Consider the following 18,646-nt stretch of genomic DNA (forward strand, 5'->3'; position numbering starts at 1 on the left):
TATAGAGAATAGCTTCAATAAAATTGCGTAAATTTGAGTTGTGGTGAATGGATAAATTACGCAGAATAACTTTCAACTTTTGCCAGTGTTGATCTGTCAGCATGGTACGAGGCATAGCGAATAGTAAAATTGGGTTTGGCGATTTGATTTTACTACTTCGCTATTTTTTTAAGCTAAAAGTGTCAACACACCCTAATATTTAGAGGATAAATAAATGCCTTCTATCGGGTTAAATGTAAACTATGTCACAAGTTTGTTAGGTTTTTTGTTAGCATAATTGCATAGTGTTACAAAGCAGCATAATAAAAATGAAAATATATGCTATCCCTGTTTTTGCCTTAATGATCAGTTTATTAGGATTTTGTGTCCATAAACAGTCCGAAATCAGAAAATATGAAAAGATCCGTCATGTCTTGAACGATGGACGTGATTCAAGCAAATTGCTGGAATCCAATCGGCATCGACATTAAGCAGCTTGTACTACCTTCCTCCCGCCAATTGGGCTAGATTAATAAAATTAAACTAATAATAAATATAATAAATTTTTTTCAATATTCATCTGGAATATATTAATTTCTAATAAAGTGTAAAATCAAATAAGCAATAATAAATCAATGTGTTATAATTTGCCAACGATCAGGATGAAGCAGAATCCATCTTGTTAAGCATTTGATTTAAATCGTAAAATAAAGCTGCATAAAGGTTATGCAGCTTTTTTGTTTAGATTTTTTTTTGGTTTTTATAGCATAGCCCTGGGGCTGTAAGCTGTTCCAACATTTTAACCCGTCAAATGGCTATGCTGGCATATTCGTTGCTAACACATCCTTAAAATTGATGAATTTTTTTATAAAGTTTCATTTATTTGACGGCTTGCTTAAAGCATTAAGTTTACTCAATAGGGGCTAGGTCATGACGACTCCTAATCCATCTTCAGAAAGTATGCTTGAACGTCTGTTTAAACTGAGTGAAAACAAAACCAGTTTCCGTACAGAAGTTCTTGCCGGTGTAACTACATTCTTAACGATGTGTTACATCATTATTGTCAATCCGATGATTTTGTCCGAAACGGGGATGGATCATGGGGCTGTCTTTGTAGCAACCTGTCTTGCAGCCGCGATTGGCTGTTTAGTCATGGGCTTGATTGCAAATTATCCAATTGCACTTGCACCAGGCATGGGCTTGAATGCCTTCTTTACCTATTCTGTATGTTTGGGAATGGGTGTGCCTTGGCAAACAGCACTCGGGGCTGTGTTTATCTCCGGTCTAGTGTTTATTGCGATCAGCATGTTCAAAATCCGTGAAGCCATTGTCAATGCGATTCCAATGTCGCTGAAACTGGCCATCGGTGGTGGTATTGGCTTATTTCTTGCGCTGATTGCTTTGAAAAATGCCGGCCTGATTGTGGATAATCCCGCTACATTGGTAGGTTTGGGTGATTTAAAACAACCATCGGTTTTACTTGCATTATTTGGTTTCCTTCTGGTTGTTGTGATGCATCACTTTAAAGTGCGTGGTGCGATCATCATCAGTATTTTGGTGTTAACCGGTATTTCAGCAGCATTGGGTCTGAGTGAATTTAAAGGTGTGGTTGGCGCAGTGCCATCGATTGCACCCACATTTATGCAAATGAGCTTTGAAGGTCTGTTCACTGCCAGTTTAATTGGCGTGATTTTTGTCTTCTTTCTGGTTGATCTGTTTGACTCAACCGGTACGCTCGTAGGTGTTTCACACCGTGCAGGCTTGTTGAAAGATGGCAAACTGCCGCGTTTGAAAAAAGCACTTTTTGCTGACTCTTCTGCAATTGTTGCAGGTGCAGCTTTAGGTACCTCATCGACTACACCATACATTGAATCTTCTGCAGGCGTAGCAGCCGGTGGCCGTACAGGTCTAACTGCTGTCGTAGTCGGTATCCTGTTTGTTGCCTGTTTGTTCCTGGCACCATTGGCACAGTCTGTACCAAGCTTTGCAACAGCGCCAGCGCTGTTATTTGTCGGTGTCTTAATGATTCAAGGTATCGTGCATATTGACTGGGAAGATATTACAGAAGCAGTCCCTGCATTTTTAACCATTGTATTTATGCCATTTACCTATTCGATTGCGGATGGTATTGCGATGGGCTTCATTAGCTATGCACTGATCAAATTGTTAACCGGTAAGGCATCAACTGTACCGTATATGGTCTGGATTATTGCAGTACTATGGACGCTTAAATTCGCACTATTTGGCGGCTAATTTTTCTAGATTTGGAAAGGGTGTAAACTCAGTTTGCACCCTTTTTTTATTATTTTAGGTTTCATGAGGAGAAGCGATGAACCGTCTTGAGTTGATTCGAGCTTTGCCAAAAGCTGAGCTTCATGTTCATATTGAGGGCACTTTTGAGCCTGAGCTAATGTTTGCGATCGCTCAGCGTAATAAAATTGCCATCCCGTATAAATCTGTTGAAGAAGTTAAACAGGCGTATAACTTTCATAATCTTCAGTCGTTCCTGGATATTTATTATGCTGGTGCAGCTGTATTGATTCATGAACAGGATTTTTATGATCTGGCTTGGGCGTATTTTGAAAAATGTGCTGAAGACCGGGTCGTGCATACTGAAATGTTCTTTGATCCACAAACCCATACCGACCGTGGCGTTGCTTTTTCAACCGTGATCAACGGCTTGCAAAAAGCCTGTGATGATGCCAAAGCTAAACTTGGCATCAGTTCACATCTGATTATGTGTTTCTTGCGTCATTTAAGTGAAGAGGCTGCTTTTGCAACACTGGAACAGGCCTTACCTTATAAAGACCAGATTATTGCGGTCGGTCTGGACTCAAGTGAAGTCGGGCATCCACCGTCAAAGTTTGAACGTGTTTTTGCTAAAGCACGAGAAGAAGGCTTCTTAGTGGTTGCGCATGCAGGAGAAGAAGGCCCGGCAGCCTATGTCTGGGAGGCGCTGGATTTGCTCAAAGTCAATCGTATCGATCATGGAGTTCGTTCGGAAGAAGATTCTGAGTTAATGCAACGCCTGATTGCAGAAAAGATGCCATTGACGGTTTGTCCGTTGTCAAACCTGAAACTTTGCGTCGTGGATGACATGCAGCAGCATAATATCCATCGCCTCTTGCAGCAGGGCGTGCATGTTACGGTCAATTCAGATGATCCATCCTATTTTGGTGGTTATATGAATGACAATTTTATTGCCATTGCTGAAGCGCTGGACTTAAGCAATGAGGAAATCAAGCAGTTGGCCATTAACTCATTTGAAGCCTCTTTTATTACCGAGGCCGATAAAGAACAATGGATCAACCAGATCCGTGCCCTGGTTTAAGTTTTCAAATAAAAGGCAGGGTACGCTCTGCCTTTGTTTTTATAGATGGATATGAAATTGAAACATGTAATTCTACTCATCAGTAGCGTGTTGATATCTGCCTGCTCAAATGCGGATATGACTTTGACACAACGTACCTTAAAACCCGTGATTGAATACCAATGTGGAAAAGAGCTGAAAGCATCTAAATTCTGGACCGCCTCGACTTATTTTATGCAGGATAAAAATAAAGCTGAACTTGAACAGAATGTGTGTTCCTGTGTGGGTGAGCATGCGCTTAAAGATATTCCAGCCAGCACTTTGCTTAAAGCAACTCTGGATGAAGAAGTAAAGTCAAAGCTTACTCAACAAGCAATTGCAAACAGTCTGAAAGGCTGCATGACCGAGTTCTTGAAATAAAATCAGCTTTGCAATGAAAGCTGATTGAATGTAGTTTTGCAGTTTATTTTTTAGACGATTTAGATTGTCGCATCATGCTGGTGAGTACGTGATCCTTATCGATAAAATGATGTTTCAGTGCTGCGGCAATATGTCCGGTTAAAAGGAGTCCCACCGCCCAGGAAAGCCAGATATGCAGAGGTTTTGCGATGGCGGTCACAGCCGGATTTTCTGTAATCAGTGCCGGAAGCTTAAATAAATACAGTACCGGTACTGGGTAGCCCAGACTCCAGCTATATAAACAGCCGGTGACGGGTAGGGCAATCAGCATGAAATACAAAGCCAGATGACCTGCATGTGCTAAAGTTTTCATCCGGGATGACATGGGTGTCAGGTAGTTCGGGGGCAGGATGGGTGTAGCGCCAGAAAATTCGTACAACCAGCAGGAAAATAATGGTGGTAGCGATATTTTTATGCAGGGTGATAATATCGCCTTTAACGCTGACATCAACCTCATAACTTAAAAAATTCCCACTATAAAAACCAATCAGCCACGCTGCAATAAAGATAATCGCCATGATCCAGTGCAGCCATTGTGCCGTGCGTGTGTAATATTGTACTTTTTCCATGTGATTTTCTGTGGCCCTCAAAGATGGATGCACCTTAGCAAGGGGCAAATCAGCTCAGCAATTCCAAATCTGCAACGCTATGGTGGCTTTCATGCAACATCCATTGAAATGGCTGGGTGCAGATTAAACATTCAGGATGATTTTTAGATTTCTTATTCAGGTGAATTTCGGCACAATAGCGTCACGCTTCATATATGAATAAACAAGGAACAGATCTGTGAAAAAATTATTGATTGCACTTGCTCCAATTGCTTTGGTTTTATCGGCTTGTGCAACAACAGGCAGTCCTGAGACCCAAACCACGACTCAGCAACTGGGTGGGGCTGCGCTTAAAATCGCGATCAATGCAAAATGTACGACTGAGCTGAATAATATTCCGGCATGGCAAACAGCAACACGTCTCATGACTACGACCCAAAAACAGGATATCCAGACTGAAATTTGCGGCTGTGTCAGTGAAAAAGCACCACAGAACGTAACGGCGGTAGATCTGGCAACTGCAGCAATTGACCCGGCAGCACGTGCGACGATTGTCGGCAATGTGGTGGCAAAAACCATTAACGCTTGTGTAGCTGAAGCTGTAAACTAAGCCAAGATTAAATTGAAATAGGCTGACCGGTTCAGCCTATTTTTTATGGAAGAAAGACATGAAAATTGCTGGTGTAGATGAAGCAGGGCGTGGGCCATTAGTGGGTTCGGTTGTCGCTGCGGCAGTTATTTTGGATCCGAATAACCCGATTGAGGGTTTAAATGATTCTAAAAAGCTTACTGAAAAGAAGCGTGAAAAGCTTTTTATCGAAATTCGGGAAAAAGCCCTGGCATGGGCCATTGCTGAGGCTTCTGCAGCAGAGATTGATGAGTATAATATTTTACAGGCCTCTTTGCTGGCGATGCGTCGCGCTGTAGAAGCTTTGCCAGTTCAGCCTGAGCATGTACTGGTCGATGGCAACAAGATTCCACAGGGCCTTGAGATGAGCTGTGATGCTATCATTGGGGGGGATGCGCTGCATGCTGAAATTTCAGCAGCCAGTATTCTGGCTAAAGTAACCCGAGATCATCAGATGATCGAGATGGATCAGAAGCATCCGCAATTTGGTTTTGCCAAGCATAAAGGTTATCCAACCAAGGCGCATTTTGAAGCGATTGCCCTGCACGGTGTTATTGATGAGCATCGCCGCAGTTTTGGACCGGTAAAAAAAGTGCTTGCAACATTGCAGCAAGAGGTAAAACTTTAGACTTTATTAAATTTTTTAATTATTTAGAGTGCTTATATAGAATACAGAGAAATTTAAAGCGGCTAAAAAAGCCGCTTTATGATTTACACAAAAATTAACGGTTAAAGTTATTTTGTGTCTGATTATCATCTTCAAAAGAAGGCTGGTAATCTTGATCGATATGTTGAAGATGTTCATGCATTGCGCGTTCATGCTGGATACGCTGGTATATCTCTTCACGGTGCACAGAGACTTCTTTAGGAGCATTTACCCCAATACGAACCTGATTACCTTTTACACCAAGTACAGTCACGCTGACTTGGTCACCAATCATTAAAGTTTCCCCGACGCGTCGAGTCAGAATCAGCATGTTTTTCTCCTTGCAAAATGCAAAACCTGCAATCTATTGAATGTAAAATAAAAAGCACAACCAAAAATTATAAAATAATATCTGGATAGAAATTCTGTCACCTGAATGAAAGACTTTAATCTATCTCAGTTGGTTAAAAATCCTCAGGCTTAATATAACAGAGCCACTATAAAAAAAACTATAGTGGCTCTGCATTTTTGTAGACTTTTATAAAATACTGTCAAACAATGACAATATTCTATCTTAACGCTTAAGCACGTGCGCTAGATTCGCCTTGTTCACGGTCTAAACCGAATGCGGTATGCAATGAACGAACCGCAAGTTCAAGATAATTTTCTTCAATGATCACAGAAATCTTGATTTCAGACGTCGAGATCATCAGGATATTGATGCCTTCGTCTGCCAATGCTGTAAACATCTTACTTGCCACACCTGCATGAGAACGCATGCCTACACCTACGATCGATACTTTTACGATATCTGAACGGGTCGCAACTTCACGTGCACCAATTTCTTGAGCAGTCGCTTCAAGAATGGCTTTGGCTTTATTTAATTCGCCACGGTTTACCGTAAAAGTGAAATCAGTTGTACCATCTTCTTCAACGTTCTGGATAATCATATCCACTTCAACATTGGCATCACCAATCGGGCACAAAATTTTAGAAGCAATACCTGGTTCGTCAGGCACACCTAAAATAGTTAATTTTGCTTCGTCACGGTTAAATGCGATACCGGAGATAATTGGCTGTTCCATGTTGTCTTCCAATTCAGTCGTAATAAGTGTACCAACGTTTTGCTTAAACTCTTCGTCGAATGCGCCATCGTTGTCATTGTCGAAGCTTGATAATACGCGTAAAGGCACCTGATATTTACCAGCGAATTCAACTGAACGAATTTGCAGGACTTTAGAACCGAGTGACGCCATCTCAAGCATTTCTTCAAATGAAATACGATCAACTTTTTTTGCTTTTGGTGCAACACGTGGATCGGTGGTATATACACCGTCAACGTCGGTATAAATCTGGCATTCATCTGCTTTGAGTGCGGCAGCAATTGCAACACCTGAAGTATCAGAACCGCCACGCCCTAAAGTGGTGGTATTGCCATGTTCATCAAAACCCTGGAACCCGGCAACTACAAGTACGCGGCCTGCATCCAGATTTGAGTTCAGGACTTCAGTATCAATGGATTCGATACGTGCCTTATTGAATGAGCTGTCGGTTTTCATGCCAACCTGGCGACCTGTTAGTGATTTTGCTTCAACTCCAATTGAGTTCAGCGCCATTGCTAACATAGAAATCGTAACCTGTTCACCCGTAGATACCATTTGGTCTAGTTCACGTGGGTCAGGGGTTTCGGTAATGGCCTTCGCTAAAGCAAGTAGACGATTGGTTTCGCCACTCATTGCTGATACTACTACCACTACCTTGTGGCCGTGGTCATGCCAGCGCTTTACACGACGAGCAACATTTAAAATGCGCTCGGGAGTACCCATAGAGGTACCGCCATATTTTTGAACGATTAATGCCATAGTTGTTCCATATAAGCCATGACCCTGATGTACCTATCAGGGTCAGTTACACAAAATTGAAGTTTTATTTTGCTGCAAGCCAGGCAGTTAAATCTGCCATCACTGGAGCAAACTTCTCGTTAAGTGGCGCGCCACCTTGTGCCAAGTCAGGTTTACCACCACCTTTACCACCTAGCTCAGTCGCTAAATGTTTGATGATGTCACCTGCTTTAATAGAAGCAGTAAAGTCTTTTGCCACAGATGCGATCAAGCTCACCTTGTCACCCTCTAGACCTGCAAGAACAATCACTGCATTTTCTAATTTTGATTTCACACCGTCGTGCAGGTTGCGAAGTGCTTTCGCATCCATGTTTTCAACAGTTGTAATCAAGGTTGCACGACCTGCAATGCTTTGAACTTGGCTTAGAAGTTCACCGGCTTGCAGACTAGCAAGTTTTTGATTGAGTTGTTCGATCTGTTTCTGCAAGCTCGATGCAGTATCAACCAACGCTTCAACTTTTTCTAAAGTCTGGTCTTTTTGCGCTTTGAGCAAACCGTTAATCGTATTGATATCGCGATCGGCTTTTTGCGCAACTTCAACTGCTTTAGTGCCTGTTACTGCTTCAATACGACGTACACCGGCTGCTACACCACCTTCAGAGGTGATTTTGAACAGACCGATATCACCGGTACGTTTTACGTGAATACCACCGCAAAGTTCGATTGAGAAGTTTTTCTCTTCAATCACTGAACCCATAGACAGTACACGTACTTCGTCACCATATTTCTCACCAAACAACATCATCGCACCTTTAGCTTTCGCAGACTCGATATCCAGAAGTTCAGTAGACACCGCAGTATTGGCAATCACTTCAGCATTGACCAAGCGTTCAATTTCTTGCAGCTGTTCAAAGCTTACAGGTTGGTCATTGGCAAAGTCAAAACGTAACACGTCAGATGCAACCAATGAACCTTTTTGCTGTACGTGTGAACCTAAAATTTGACGTAACGCAGCATGTAGCAGGTGAGTCGCAGAGTGATTGCGCGCAGTTGCAGCACGGATGTCTGCTTTAACCGTTGCCTCTACATTTTGAGTAACTTTTAAGTTACCCATCGTCACGATCCCTTGGTGTACAAATGCACCACCAGATTTTTTGGTATCTTGAACTTCGAAAATACCGGTCTCATTTTTGAAGAGTCCTGTATCACCGATTTGACCACCGCTTTCTGCGTAGAAAGGTGTTTGGTTAAGTACGATCAGTGCTTCGTCGCCTTCAACTACTTCATCAACTTGCTCGCCATCTTTGTAGATTGCGATGATTTGACCTTCACCTGCAGTTGCGTCATAACCATCAAACTGAGTTTCGCCTTCAACTTTAACTACGCTGTTGTAGTCGATCGCGAATTTACCTGCATCACGTGCGCGTTGACGCTGTGCAGCCATTTCAGTTTCGAAACCAGCTTCATCAATGCTTAAGTCACGTTCACGTGCGATATCCGCAGTCAAGTCAGTCGGGAAACCATAAGTGTCATACAGTTTGAATACCACTTCGCCCGGAATTACAGAACCTTTTAACTGTGCCAATTCGCCTTCAAGCAATTTCAAACCTTGCTCAAGTGTTTTGGCAAATTGTTCTTCTTCTTTCAGAAGTTGCGCTTCAATACGTGCTTGTTGAGCAGCAAGTTCAGGATAAGCTTCACTCATCACTTCAATCAGTGGCTTCAACATTTTGTGGAAGAACGAACCTGTTGCGCCTAGCTTGTTACCATGACGCACTGCACGACGGATAATACGACGCAATACATAACCACGACCTTCATTTGATGGATTTACACCATCAGCAATCAGGAATGAACATGAACGTGCATGATCAGCAACGACTTTTAAAGATGCAGGGTAATCAACTGGCTTGCCTTCAGCTTGTGCTTTCGCTTCAAGTTCTGAGGTGTCTAGACCAATGATTTCAGCCGCAGCTTTTAATAGATGCTGGAACAGGTCAATTTCGTAGTTTGAATTTACATGCTGTAAAACTGCAGAAATACGCTCCAAGCCCATACCTGTATCTACAGAAGGTGCTGGAAGAGGGTGCAGTACGCCATCCGCAGTACGGTTGAACTGCATGAAAACGTTGTTCCAGATTTCAATGAAACGGTCGCCATCTTCTTCAGGAGAACCCGGTAGGCCACCCCAGATGTGATCGCCATGGTCAAAGAAGATTTCAGAACATGGACCACAAGGACCTGTGTCACCCATTGCCCAGAAATTATCAGATGCGTATTGACCGCCTTTGTTGTCACCAATACGGATGATGCGAGATGCATCTAGGCCGATTTCTTTGTTCCAGATGTCAAAGGCTTCATCATCGGTGTGGTAAACGGTTGCATAGAGTTTATCTTTAGGAAGACCAAGCCATTCTTCGTTAGTCAAAAAGTCCCAGGCAAATTTGATCGCATCACGTTTGAAGTAATCACCAAATGAGAAGTTACCCAACATTTCAAAGAAAGTGTGGTGACGTGCTGTATAACCCACATTGTCCAAGTCGTTGTGCTTACCACCTGCGCGTACGCATTTTTGTGATGACACTGCACGTACATAATCGCGTTTTTCTAGACCTAAGAAGCAATCTTTAAACTGGTTCATACCAGCATTGGTGAACAGCAAAGTTGGGTCATTGGCAGGTACTAGAGAACTCGACGCGACACGTGTATGCCCTTGCGATTCAAAGTAACGCAAAAATGCTTCACGAATTTCAGCTGATGTCATAAAACGAGTACTCACAACCAAGTCACTCCATAATTTCCGATTTGGCTAAAACACCACAGTCTGACAAGCATACAAGAGCTCTGCTGCAATGCGGGGCTTAAAAATTTAAAACGCCAAATTATAACGGAAAAAGCAGTATGCACCAATCATTTTAAAACCAATTGCTAAGGATTTATTTACTCAGGTTTTTTGCTGAATAATTAAATTGAATTTTCTCGAAGCAGAATCTGTGGATATCCATCACATTAAAAAATAAACGCAATTTTAAATGGCTTGAATATAGGCGAATGTATTAGAAATAAAATAATCGAAAATCAGTATTTTCACTGAAGTTTTTTAATGTACGACGCCAGAAATCCTTTAACATAGAAGAGTTTTAAAATAGGCATATAAAAGGTCGAGTCATGCAACGAGTGGCAATCAATGGATTTGGGCGTATTGGACGGAATGTACTGCGCGCATGGTTTGAAAACCCGAAAGATTTTAATTTTGAAATCGTTGCCATTAACGATATTGCCGATGTTGAAACCCTGATTCATCTGTTTAAATATGATTCGACCCATGGCCGTTTTCCAGGGCAGGTAGATCTCAGCTATGATGCTGAACATATCTATATGCATATCAGCTATCAGGATGCCGCTTTAAAAGTACAGGTTTTGTGTGAGTCGCAGCCGGCTAAGTTGCCTTGGCAAAACCTGGGAGTAGATGTGGTACTTGAATGTACCGGACTGTTCCGTTCTCGTGAAGCCGCGACCCAGCATATTGTGGCAGGAGCGAAACGTGTGATTATCGGTGCCGCGCCTTTTGATACGGTCGATGCCGCGATTGTCTATGGTGTCAATCATCATGAAGTCAAAGCATCGGATCAAATCATTTCCAGCGTCTCTTGTACCACTCAGGCTCTGGTGCCACTGGTCAAAATTGTCGATGATGCTTTTGGGATCAGTAGTGCCCTGATGACCGAAATACATGCTGTCACGGCGGATCAGTCGGTACTGGATCATGCACATCGTGATTTGCGTCGTGCACGTGCTTCAGGCCATAACATCATTCCTACGACTTCGAGTGCACTCGGTGCCTTAAAGCGTGTCATGCCGAAAATGGAAGATCGTATTGATGGTTATTCAATTCGGGTGCCGACCATTAATGTGGCCGCGATTGATTTGACTTTTGTTTCCCAGTCACCGATTACCGATCACAAACTGAATGAAGTGCTGATCAAGGCTGCCCAGCAGGATTTTGCGGAAATCATGGCTGTGACGGATGAGCCCTTGGTATCCAGTGATTTTAATCATTCCCCATATTCATTGATTGTGGATTTGACCCAGACTCTAGTCGTTGGGCATCAAGCCAAGGTCTTTGCCTGGTATGATAACGAGTGGGGCTATGCCAACCGTCTGCTGGATTTATGTGAATCATTTCATTAAGTTCGGGTCATCTAAACCTCAAAAGCACCAAGACACGGTGCTTTTTTCTTGGCTGTAAATATTCTGCAAGCCATGTTTTAAGAGAATTTGCCGGTAATTGATCGAAAATCAGGAATTGAGGCTGAATTATTTACGTTATCTGCAGCACTTTTCGTTAAGATAAAGACAATAAAATGAAATAAGAGCAAGCACATGATGGTGGTTTGGGGATTTATTATACTGCTGACTTTGGCGGTGATTTTTCTGATCTGGCTGCAGTTTAATCAGAATGATGAACCACGTAGCGTGGAAGGCGTGCCAGTCGAAGAAAAAATTGTGCATCTGGAAGAGAATTTAAAAAAGACCCTGGAAATCATGCAGGATCTAGCCAAAAAAATGCATGTGCAGCAGGAAGTACTGGATCAGACCGCAGCCAAACTTCAGCAGGTCGAATTACAAAATGCCGAGCTGGTCAGTTTACTCACCAAAGTGGTTGATCCACAAAAATAGACAAAACCCCTTTAGAGATACATTTAAAGGGGTTTTGTTTAAGTATTAGACGATTAAAATTCTTAAAACTGCGGCAGAAACCATACTGATGGCGACGGTCGGTAATAATCCAAAACGTGTAGCAGCGAACAGCGTTAAAGCCAAGGCGATCAGGTCTGCAGGATGGTCGCGTACAAAATAGGGTGCAATCACTGAAATCAGCACGCAGCCAGGGACTACTTCCAGAATTTTTCGCTGGCGCTGTGTTAGCGTTTTATTTTTTAACAAGACATAGCCCAAGATCCGGGTTAAATAAGTGGTCGCAGCAATCAGGAGAATGGCCACCAAGGTACTCATCTGGATCATGTTTGATCCTCTTGAATCAGAAAAAATGCCGAAGCGATTCCAGACAAGGCACCAATCGGCACATACCAGCCTGCAGGTAAATATAAATAAGCCAAAGCCGCACAGACTAAACTGACCAGCCATGGCCGGGCAGCCTCAAAACCTTTCCACATACTTCTCAGTAACACCAGAAATACAGCAGGAAAGGCCATATCAAAACCAAAACGGTTGATGTCGCCTAATACAGGTCCAAGCATGGCGCCGAGTGTGGTAAATCCGACCCACATCCAGTACAGGCAAAAACACAGGCCAGCATAATAAGGCATGCTAAACGCAGCACGATAACCCAGTTGTGCCTGTTTCCTTTGTGCATCAGCCAGACCAAGTGCCCAGCTTTCATCGACCATAAAGAACAGGGCGGGAAAAACTTTACGATTCGGAAGATGCTTTAAATACGGAACCAAACTGGCGCCCATCAACAGATGCCGGCTATTTACCAGAAAGGTAATGAACATCAGCATGAGTAAATTTGGTGGACTGCTCCAGACTTCCAGAATGGCAAATTCAGAACCGCCGGCAAAGTTCAAACCGGTCAGTAATGGCACTTCGAGCAAGCTGAAATTCTTCTGTACTGCCGTCGCACCCAGTACCAGCGCAAAGGGGATAATCCCTAAAAGCATGGGAATAGAATCTTTCATGCCACGTTGAAATTCACTGAAATCGGTAGGGGCAACTATTGCTGCGGTGCTTTGTCTGAACAAAAGCATGGAAATGACCTGGGTGCTGCAAAACTAGACCATATTTTATGGCGATATTCAGGCTATTTGCTGTTGTAGTGAAAGAGATTTGAGTTTTATTTGAAATTAAATTGCGCTAAATTAAATTTAAGGGGTTTTAAATGCCAAGGCATAGACATGGATCAAATAGATAAACGCATTTTGCATGAGCTGCAAAAGAATGGAAAACTGCAAAATAATGAACTGGCTCAATTAATTGGCTTGTCACCGTCACCCTGTTTAAGACGGGTAAAACAGCTGGAAGATGATGGCGTGATTGAGCAATATGTCGCACTGCTGAATCCACAAAAGGTCAATTTGGCGATGAACGTGTTTGCACGCGTCTGGCTCAAGTCTCAAGAAGCTGCTGTGGTCGATCAATTTGTCGAAGCGATCAAGGAAATGCCAGAAGTCGTCGAGTGCCAGTTAATGGCAGGCGATTGTGATTTTTTTTTAAGAATTGTAGTGGCTGATCTGGATGCCTATCGTAAATTTCAGATTCATCATTTAACCCAAATTCCCTGCATTCAAAGTGTAAAAACTGAAATTCCATTGCAAACGGTCAAAAGTACCACTGCATTGCCTTTGATTTAATGCCGGATTTTTACATGCTATTTGTTTTGAATGTGCATTAAAACGCTGATAGTTGACACAATTGTTGTTGATTTCATCATGTAGCGAAAATTATAAAATTTGCGATGCACAGCCAAAACTATCGTGCTAGACTAGGAGAAATCGGGTGTGCTCCCGATTTTTTTATGCGGATTCGTTCCGCGCTGACAAGAATTTAGGTTTACAACATGCCCATTTCAGAGACATGGTTATTACCTGATGGTGTAGCTGATGTATTACCAGAACAAGCGCAAGTTATTGAAAGTCTGCGCCGTAAATCACTGGATTTCCTTGCATCTCGAGGTTATCAGCTGGTGTACACGCCATTCATTGAATACATCGAATCTCTATCTTCTCTCTCAGAATCGAATCAAGATTTAGACTTAGCCACTTTTAAAGTAATCGATCAGCTTTCTGGTCGTTTACTTGGTGTGCGTGCCGATATGACACCACAAGTGGCTCGTATTGATGCGCATGTACATCCAGTAGAAGGTGTGGCACGTTACTGCTATGCAGGAACCGTTCTGCATACCAAGCCTCGCGGTTTTAATACCTCGCGTGCGCCACTACAGTTAGGTGCGGAGCTATTTGGTTCAGACAGCATCGATGCCGATGTAGAAATGGTCGACTTGATGATCAGTCTGATTCAGGAGACAGGTCTGGCAGATGGCATCCATCTGGACTTAGGTCATGTCGGTTTATTCCGCAGTCTGGTGGCTCAAGCAGGCCTGAACAAAGTCGCTGAACAGCAATTATCTGATTTATACCAACGCAAGGCTTTGCCAGAATTAGAAGAATTCACGGCAGACCTCAAATTTGGTCAGGACTTTTATGCACTTGGACGCTATGCCAGCGACCTGGATGCATTACAAGCGCATTTAAGTGCTGAAGTGTTGGCAAATCCAGCATTCACTCAGGCTTTTAATGTCTTGCAAACCACCAAAGATGAAGTTCAAACCCGTTGGCCAAACTTGAGTATTGGTATTGATGTGGTTGAATTACGTTCATACCATTATCATACTGGCCTGATGTATGCAGTCTATGCACCGAACCGTGCAGCTGCACTGGCACAAGGTGGCCGTTATGATGGCATTGGTGAACATTTTGGCCGCGCGCGTCCGGCAACCGGTTTCTCTTGTGACTTATATGCTTTAAGCGCAGGTCAGTTTGACGCGGTACAGGTCGTGGTTGCGCCTAAAGGCACTGATGCAGAACTTCTGAATGCGATTCAGAACATTCGCGCACAAGGCTTAAGTGTAATTCAGTTACTGGGTAATGATGATTTAAACTCGATTCCATATGCGACGCACCAGCTGGTGAATGCGAATGGTGAGTGGACAGTCAAAACGATTTAACTGCTTGGCTCAGTGTTCATGTCGCTGAGCGGGGCTTTCAACTTTAACAGCATGATGTAATGAGGCTATTATGGGCAAGAATGTTGTGGTACTTGGTACCCAATGGGGCGACGAAGGTAAAGGTAAAATCGTCGACCTGCTCACAGATCAAGCGGCAGCGGTAGTTCGTTATCAAGGCGGACATAACGCAGGTCACACTCTTGTGGTTGGTGGTAAGAAAACTGTCTTACACCTCATTCCATCAGGTATTTTACGTGAAAACGTATTGTGCTTAATTGGTAACGGTGTTGTTCTTTCTCCTGAAGCGCTCATCAAAGAGATGGATATTCTTGAAAAAGAAGGCGTTCCTGTTAAAGAACGTTTACGCATTTCTCCAAACTGTCCATTGATTCTTCCGAACCACATCGCACTTGATCAGGCGCGTGAGAAAAAACGTGGTAATGCGAAGATTGGTACGACAGGTCGCGGTATCGGTCCTGCATACGAAGACAAAGTAGCGCGTCGCGCAATCCGTGTTGCTGACCTGGTACGTGGTGGTGATCATCTTACTGCTCAGTTAACTGAACTTCTGGACTACCATAACTTCCAGCTGACTGAATACTACGGTGTTGAAGCAGTTAAACTGGAAGACGTGCTGGCACTTTGCGACGAATGGCGTAAAGTTGTTGCGCCACTGGTTGTGGACGTGACTACTGAATTGCACAACTACCGTAAAAACGGTGATAACATCATGTTCGAAGGCGCGCAAGGTTCACTTCTTGACGTTGATCACGGTACATATCCGTATGTGACTTCTTCGAATACCACTGCTGGTGGCGTAAGCTCTGGTTCAGGTCTGGGGCCTCTGCACCTTGACTATGTACTGGGTATTACTAAAGCGTACACAACGCGTGTAGGTGCAGGTCCATTCCCAACTGAGTTGGTGTATGACGCTGCAAATGACACGGGTGATGCGATTGGTAAACACCTCGGTACGATTGGTAATGAATTTGGTGCCTCTACTGGCCGTCAACGTCGTTGTGGGTGGTTCGATGCTGAAATTCTACGCCGTTCAGTTGACGTAAACTCACTTTCTGGTATTTGCCTGACTAAACTTGACGTTCTTGACGGTTTAGAAGAAGTGAAAATCTGTGTGGGTTATGAAGCTGCAGATTCTGGTTGTGTCGGTTCTTCTGATGCGCTTGCATTCGAAACTTTAAAACCGATTTACGAAACTATGCCAGGCTGGTCTGAGTCAACTTTCGGTGCGAAATCACTGGATCAGTTACCAGAAGCTGCACTGAACTATGTAAAACGTCTTGAGCAATTGATTGAATGTCCTATCGACATTATTTCAACAGGTCCAGACCGTGAAGAAACCATCGTTCTTCGTCACCCGTTTGATGCTTAATCTTCATCTGATTAAAGCTTGAATGATAAAAACCCATCTTCGGATGGGTTTTTTATATGCTGAATTTATGCAGGTATTTCAAGACTAAAGTTGCATCGGTAATGTGGCGTGATGTGCTTTAACATAGCAGCATATAAAGAAAGAAAAATGAGCAGCAGGATGCAAAAAAATATATCGGCGACCATGTTTTATTCATTGTTATTCGCAATGGGCGGGGCGCCAACAATTGCCATGATGATTATTCGTGCGCAAACTCAAAATCCCGAAGTGATTTATGCAGCGCTAGTTGGTCTGAGTGTCATTATCGCCTGTATATTAGTGCCTATCATTTTATTGCAAAATGCTTTTTTATTTTTTAAACGTAAAGATGAAGTGCTTGAACAGAAAATCAAACCACTGAGTCAAGTTTACTTGGGCCTCAATATTATTTGTCTGATTTATTGGTTGGCGATACAGTATTTGGCTTAAAAATTACATAATTTATAAGAAGATGAATAAATTAAACGTTTAGCTGCTGCATACTTTCACTTATAATTTTTACAATGTAAATTGCCCTTGAGCCAAGGCGGAGTAAATTATAATGAAGAATAAACTTTTATTGAGTATGGCGGCTGCTACAGTCGTCACATTATCAGGTTGTACCACCATTGCCGATATTGCTGGGGCCGATTCTGCGACCTTAAATGCATCCGCGAGCCAAAGCTATAATACTATGGTCAATGATGCGCGCAATAAAGGTCAACTGGATACCAGTTCAGCCACCTATAAACGGATTAATAATGTATTTAACCGTTTGAAGCCAATTGCTAACCAGATGAATCAAACTGGTACAGCATTCCAGTGGCAATTGGCTGTGCTCAAATCTGATCAGGTCAACGCCTTTGTTGCACCAGGTGGTAAGGTTGTATTCTATACTGGTATCGTGACGAAGCTGAATCTGACCGATGCTGAAATTGCAGCGATTATGGGGCATGAAATGGTGCATGCCTTAGAAGAGCATTCTAAGCAGAAAATCGGTGCTCAAGCCCTGACTGATCTGGCCTTGGGTATTGGCTTAAATGCAGCAGGTGTAGGTCAAGGTGGCGCTGCAGCAGCACAATTAGGTAGTCAGATCGGTATTGGCTTGCCATACTCGCGTAATCTGGAAAGCCGTGCTGACCAAGGTGGTTTAATGCTGATGGCGCGTGCTGGCTATAACCCGAATGCAGCCATTACCCTGTGGGAAAAAATGAGTAAGCAAAGCAGCAGCGGTGTGGCGTTCTTATCGACCCACCCATCAAGCAGCCAACGTATTGCCGCAATGCGTCAAAATCTGCCAGCCGCTATGCAGATTTATAACCAGAACAGATAATTTGATGATCCTCCTTTAAAAGGAGAGCTAGATCGGATTGAAAAGGCAGGGCAATGGCTCTGCTTTTTTTATAGCTAATTGGATGGTTAATATTCTGCGGGCTATTTTCAGGCAATAAAAAAGGCAAAGTCTGACTTTGCCTTTTTTCACTCAAGATCAGAAGATCTTAGTGCTGGTGACCGCCTACACCGTGTACGTGGCCGTGATCTAATTCTTCTTGAGAAGCTTCACGAACAGATACGATTTCAACTTCGAAAGTCAGGTCTTGACCAGCAAGTGGGAAGTTAGCATCAACAACAACATTGTCGCCTTCAACTGCTTTAACAGTTACGATTTGCACGCCGTCATCAGTTTGAGCTTGGAACTGCATACCTGCCTGAATGTTGTCTACGCCTTGGAACATTTGCGCAGGAACTTCTTGAACTAGGTCAGGGTTGTATTCGCCATAACCTTCAGCAGCAGGAACGTTTACAGTGAATTTTTCACCTACAGTTTTGCCTTCTAACGCATTTTCTAAACCTGGGATGATGTTACCTGCACCGTGCAAATAGGCAAGTGGTTCACCTTGAGATTGGTCGAGAGTTTCACCCTCTGCGTTAGTCAATGTGTAGTGGAAAGAAACCACGAGGTTATTTGCAATAGCAGTCATGTTAATTGATCCATTCAATTTTTTAAGGGTACATCATAAAGTGAAATTGCATTTTTGTAGACTAAAATTAGCAAAAAAACGCAATTTGACAATTTTGT

18 protein-coding genes and 2 pseudogenes are annotated in these 18,646 nt (G+C 43.0%); 12 read left to right on the forward strand and 8 right to left on the reverse strand.

Annotation, left to right across the window (positions count from 1 at the left end):
* A pseudogene (locus ACIG3F_RS05735) lies at positions 1-115 on the reverse strand (IS5/IS1182 family transposase); the annotation flags it as partial.
* A 794-nt stretch (positions 116-909) separates the two neighbouring features.
* Between ACIG3F_RS05735 and ACIG3F_RS05740 the strand changes: the two are divergent.
* The 3 genes from ACIG3F_RS05740 (at position 910) to ACIG3F_RS05750 (ending at position 3,709) form a co-directional block, all read left to right on the forward strand.
* Positions 910-2,232, forward strand: a complete 1,323-nt coding sequence (locus ACIG3F_RS05740) for an NCS2 family permease (protein WP_004645563.1) — start codon at positions 910-912, stop codon at positions 2,230-2,232.
* A 76-nt stretch (positions 2,233-2,308) separates the two neighbouring features.
* Complete coding sequence (locus ACIG3F_RS05745) at positions 2,309-3,310, forward strand: adenosine deaminase (protein ID WP_396469562.1); 1,002 nt, start codon at positions 2,309-2,311, stop codon at positions 3,308-3,310.
* Between the two features lie 45 nt (positions 3,311-3,355).
* Positions 3,356-3,709 carry a hypothetical protein gene (locus ACIG3F_RS05750; RefSeq protein WP_081408795.1) on the forward strand — a complete coding sequence of 118 codons (354 nt, stop codon included), beginning with the start codon at positions 3,356-3,358 and terminating at the stop codon, positions 3,707-3,709.
* A gap of 43 nt (positions 3,710-3,752) precedes the next feature.
* On the opposite strand, the pseudogene ACIG3F_RS05755 reads toward ACIG3F_RS05750, so the two are convergent.
* Positions 3,753-4,317: pseudogene (locus ACIG3F_RS05755) on the reverse strand (cytochrome b).
* Between the two features lie 217 nt (positions 4,318-4,534).
* Between ACIG3F_RS05755 and ACIG3F_RS05760 the strand changes: the two are divergent.
* Both ACIG3F_RS05760 and rnhB read left to right on the forward strand, forming a co-directional pair.
* Positions 4,535-4,906: a hypothetical protein gene (locus tag ACIG3F_RS05760; protein WP_064096629.1), complete on the forward strand. Its 372-nt coding sequence runs from the start codon at positions 4,535-4,537 to the stop codon at positions 4,904-4,906.
* A gap of 22 nt (positions 4,907-4,928) precedes the next feature.
* Positions 4,929-5,552, forward strand: coding sequence for a ribonuclease HII (gene rnhB / locus ACIG3F_RS05765; RefSeq protein WP_263600644.1), 624 nt, complete (start codon positions 4,929-4,931; stop codon positions 5,550-5,552).
* A 94-nt stretch (positions 5,553-5,646) separates the two neighbouring features.
* On the opposite strand, the gene csrA is transcribed toward rnhB, so the two are convergent.
* The 3 genes from csrA to alaS all read right to left on the reverse strand — a co-directional run bounded on the left by csrA (position 5,647) and on the right by alaS (position 10,190).
* Positions 5,647-5,901: a carbon storage regulator CsrA gene (gene csrA, locus ACIG3F_RS05770; RefSeq protein ID WP_064096631.1), complete on the reverse strand. Its 255-nt coding sequence runs from the start codon at positions 5,899-5,901 to the stop codon at positions 5,647-5,649.
* A gap of 250 nt (positions 5,902-6,151) precedes the next feature.
* The gene (locus tag ACIG3F_RS05775) at positions 6,152-7,432 is read right to left on the reverse strand and encodes an aspartate kinase (RefSeq protein WP_004278971.1); all 1,281 of its coding nucleotides are present in this window, start codon (positions 7,430-7,432) and stop codon (positions 6,152-6,154) included.
* A 64-nt stretch (positions 7,433-7,496) separates the two neighbouring features.
* Complete coding sequence (gene alaS / locus ACIG3F_RS05780; RefSeq protein WP_396469563.1) at positions 7,497-10,190, reverse strand: alanine--tRNA ligase; 2,694 nt, start codon at positions 10,188-10,190, stop codon at positions 7,497-7,499.
* A 389-nt stretch (positions 10,191-10,579) separates the two neighbouring features.
* Between alaS and ACIG3F_RS05785 the strand changes: the two genes are divergently transcribed.
* The gene (locus tag ACIG3F_RS05785) at positions 10,580-11,602 is read left to right on the forward strand and encodes a type I glyceraldehyde-3-phosphate dehydrogenase (RefSeq protein WP_396469564.1); all 1,023 of its coding nucleotides are present in this window, start codon (positions 10,580-10,582) and stop codon (positions 11,600-11,602) included.
* 192 nt (positions 11,603-11,794) lie between these two features.
* Entirely contained in the window at positions 11,795-12,091 is a 297-nt protein-coding gene (locus ACIG3F_RS05790) for a hypothetical protein (RefSeq protein WP_396469565.1), read from the forward strand.
* A gap of 45 nt (positions 12,092-12,136) precedes the next feature.
* Here the strand turns inward: ACIG3F_RS05790 and ACIG3F_RS05795 are convergent, their stop codons facing one another.
* Together ACIG3F_RS05795 and ACIG3F_RS05800 are read right to left on the reverse strand one after the other, a co-directional pair.
* Positions 12,137-12,436: an AzlD family protein gene (locus tag ACIG3F_RS05795; protein WP_396469566.1), complete on the reverse strand. Its 300-nt coding sequence runs from the start codon at positions 12,434-12,436 to the stop codon at positions 12,137-12,139.
* Positions 12,433-13,182 (reverse strand): AzlC family ABC transporter permease, encoded by a 750-nt coding sequence (locus ACIG3F_RS05800; protein WP_396469567.1) that lies wholly within the window; start codon positions 13,180-13,182, stop codon positions 12,433-12,435. The genes ACIG3F_RS05795 and ACIG3F_RS05800 overlap by 4 nt, the downstream gene beginning before the upstream one ends.
* 147 nt (positions 13,183-13,329) lie before the next feature.
* On the opposite strand from ACIG3F_RS05800, the gene ACIG3F_RS05805 reads away from it, so the two are divergent.
* The 5 genes from ACIG3F_RS05805 to ACIG3F_RS05825 all read left to right on the forward strand — a co-directional run bounded on the left by ACIG3F_RS05805 (position 13,330) and on the right by ACIG3F_RS05825 (position 17,899).
* Positions 13,330-13,785 carry an Lrp/AsnC family transcriptional regulator gene (locus tag ACIG3F_RS05805; RefSeq protein WP_396469568.1) on the forward strand — a complete coding sequence of 152 codons (456 nt, stop codon included), beginning with the start codon at positions 13,330-13,332 and terminating at the stop codon, positions 13,783-13,785.
* Between the two features lie 206 nt (positions 13,786-13,991).
* Complete coding sequence (locus ACIG3F_RS05810) at positions 13,992-15,158, forward strand: ATP phosphoribosyltransferase regulatory subunit (protein ID WP_004278964.1); 1,167 nt, start codon at positions 13,992-13,994, stop codon at positions 15,156-15,158.
* A gap of 70 nt (positions 15,159-15,228) precedes the next feature.
* Positions 15,229-16,548 carry an adenylosuccinate synthase gene (locus ACIG3F_RS05815; protein ID WP_396469569.1) on the forward strand — a complete coding sequence of 440 codons (1,320 nt, stop codon included), beginning with the start codon at positions 15,229-15,231 and terminating at the stop codon, positions 16,546-16,548.
* A 159-nt stretch (positions 16,549-16,707) separates the two neighbouring features.
* Positions 16,708-17,016: a hypothetical protein gene (locus ACIG3F_RS05820; RefSeq protein WP_396469570.1), complete on the forward strand. Its 309-nt coding sequence runs from the start codon at positions 16,708-16,710 to the stop codon at positions 17,014-17,016.
* 112 nt (positions 17,017-17,128) lie between these two features.
* Positions 17,129-17,899 (forward strand): M48 family metallopeptidase, encoded by a 771-nt coding sequence (locus tag ACIG3F_RS05825; RefSeq protein WP_396469571.1) that lies wholly within the window; start codon positions 17,129-17,131, stop codon positions 17,897-17,899.
* A gap of 166 nt (positions 17,900-18,065) precedes the next feature.
* Here ACIG3F_RS05825 and slyD read toward each other — a convergent pair whose 3' ends face one another.
* Positions 18,066-18,548: a peptidylprolyl isomerase gene (gene slyD / locus ACIG3F_RS05830; protein WP_004278960.1), complete on the reverse strand. Its 483-nt coding sequence runs from the start codon at positions 18,546-18,548 to the stop codon at positions 18,066-18,068.
* Positions 18,549-18,646 lie beyond the last annotated feature (98 nt).

Origin of the sequence: Acinetobacter sp. NPDC052428 (assembly GCF_044547685.1) — a bacterium.
In the GTDB taxonomy this organism is placed as follows: domain Bacteria; phylum Pseudomonadota; class Gammaproteobacteria; order Pseudomonadales; family Moraxellaceae; genus Acinetobacter; species Acinetobacter lwoffii_G.

Excerpts from the sequence above, each read along its gene's own strand:
- ACIG3F_RS05795 (WP_396469566.1), bottom strand. The coding sequence starts at position 12,436 with ATGATCCAGATGAGTACCTTGGTGGCCATTCTCCTGATTGCTGCGACC.
- ACIG3F_RS05820 (WP_396469570.1), top strand. The coding sequence starts at position 16,708 with ATGCAAAAAAATATATCGGCGACCATGTTTTATTCATTGTTATTCGCA.
- ACIG3F_RS05775 (WP_004278971.1), bottom strand. The coding sequence starts at position 7,432 with ATGGCATTAATCGTTCAAAAATATGGCGGTACCTCTATGGGTACTCCC.
- ACIG3F_RS05740 (WP_004645563.1), top strand. The coding sequence starts at position 910 with ATGACGACTCCTAATCCATCTTCAGAAAGTATGCTTGAACGTCTGTTT.
- ACIG3F_RS05785 (WP_396469564.1), top strand. The coding sequence starts at position 10,580 with ATGCAACGAGTGGCAATCAATGGATTTGGGCGTATTGGACGGAATGTA.
- ACIG3F_RS05745 (WP_396469562.1), top strand. The coding sequence starts at position 2,309 with ATGAACCGTCTTGAGTTGATTCGAGCTTTGCCAAAAGCTGAGCTTCAT.
- ACIG3F_RS05800 (WP_396469567.1), bottom strand. The coding sequence starts at position 13,182 with ATGCTTTTGTTCAGACAAAGCACCGCAGCAATAGTTGCCCCTACCGAT.
- ACIG3F_RS05810 (WP_004278964.1), top strand. The coding sequence starts at position 13,992 with ATGCCCATTTCAGAGACATGGTTATTACCTGATGGTGTAGCTGATGTA.
- ACIG3F_RS05815 (WP_396469569.1), top strand. The coding sequence starts at position 15,229 with ATGGGCAAGAATGTTGTGGTACTTGGTACCCAATGGGGCGACGAAGGT.
- slyD (WP_004278960.1), bottom strand. The coding sequence starts at position 18,548 with ATGACTGCTATTGCAAATAACCTCGTGGTTTCTTTCCACTACACATTG.
- ACIG3F_RS05750 (WP_081408795.1), top strand. The coding sequence starts at position 3,356 with ATGGATATGAAATTGAAACATGTAATTCTACTCATCAGTAGCGTGTTG.
- ACIG3F_RS05790 (WP_396469565.1), top strand. The coding sequence starts at position 11,795 with ATGATGGTGGTTTGGGGATTTATTATACTGCTGACTTTGGCGGTGATT.
- ACIG3F_RS05805 (WP_396469568.1), top strand. The coding sequence starts at position 13,330 with ATGGATCAAATAGATAAACGCATTTTGCATGAGCTGCAAAAGAATGGA.
- ACIG3F_RS05825 (WP_396469571.1), top strand. The coding sequence starts at position 17,129 with ATGAAGAATAAACTTTTATTGAGTATGGCGGCTGCTACAGTCGTCACA.
- csrA (WP_064096631.1), bottom strand. The coding sequence starts at position 5,901 with ATGCTGATTCTGACTCGACGCGTCGGGGAAACTTTAATGATTGGTGAC.